The sequence below is a fragment of the Luteibacter sp. P4_E6 genome, from assembly GCF_056401535.1.
In genome coordinates, this window is record NZ_JBFUJE010000887.1 from 1 (window position 1) to 1,021 (window position 1,021).

At 62.5% G+C, this 1,021-nt stretch carries 2 protein-coding genes; both read right to left on the reverse strand.

Features of this window, described 5'->3' with window-relative positions:
- Positions 1-526: FoF1 ATP synthase subunit A (locus AC1DT2_RS24355; protein ID WP_477299315.1), on the reverse strand; the 526-nt coding region annotated here is incomplete at its 3' end.
- Between the two features lie 3 nt (positions 527-529).
- Positions 530-895 (reverse strand): ATP synthase subunit I, encoded by a 366-nt coding sequence (locus AC1DT2_RS24360; RefSeq protein WP_231873870.1) that lies wholly within the window; start codon positions 893-895, stop codon positions 530-532.
- Between the last annotated feature and the right edge of the window lie 126 nt (positions 896-1,021).

The following is a 1,021-nucleotide window of genomic DNA, read 5'->3' on the forward strand; positions in this document are numbered from 1 at the left end:
TTTCCTTGCCGTAACCGAAGCCGCCCTTGGCCTTGATGCCATGGCCGATCACGATGAGGATCACGGCGAGCGACAGGCCCACGGTGGTGTTGATGTCGGCCGTAGGCACGGCACGGAAATGCGTGTGCTCCGCGACTTCCGCACCGGCGAACGTGTGCACCAGCCAGCCGGCGAGATCCACCGGGAGCAGGTCCATCGCGTTCATGAAGAACACCCACATGAAGATGGACAGTGCCAACGGCGTCACCGTGCGACGGTCACCGTGGAAGGTGTCCTTCACCTGGGTGTCGACGAATTCGATCGCCAGCTCGACCAGCGCCTGGCCCTTCGACGGCACGCCGGAGGTCGCCTTGCGGGCGTACAGCCAGAACCACAGGCAGAAGATAGCGCCCAGCACGAACGACACCACGAGGGAGTCGATGCGCAGGTTCCAGAACGCGCCATGGTCGGTGCTGAAATTCACCGTCATGTGGCCCAGGTGGTGCTGGATGTATTCGGTCAGACCGCCTTGCGGTTCGCTCGCCATGCCTCAACCCTTGAATCTGAATGCAAATACATTGACCGCGAAGGCCGCTACCAGTCCCGCTATCGCGGGCAAGGGTGGCAGCTTCCACTGAACCAGAATGAGCGCCAGTCCGCCGATGAGGACGATCCAGCGAAGGATCATGCCCACGAGAAAGCGAACGAACGTTGCTCCCGCACCTCCCAGCGCACTGAACGCCCGCGCAGCGAGCAGCGCGGTGGCGATAGCGACGATCAGGGCACCGGCAAAGGCAGCCAGACCGGCCGGACGCCCCTGCAGGAGAAATGCGAGCCCGGCAATGACGGCCACCACCAGCTGCGCGAAAACGACGCGCATGGCGAGATGACGACCGGCTGCAAGACTGTTGAGCAACGCGAGGCTCCCGTGGTTTCGCTCGAAGGCGGCACCAGATGGTTCAACGGGCCACGGTTTAATCTGGAAAAGTATACCAGTGCCGTAAACAGCGGGACAAGCGAAGAAAGGCCATAACCACCCGCC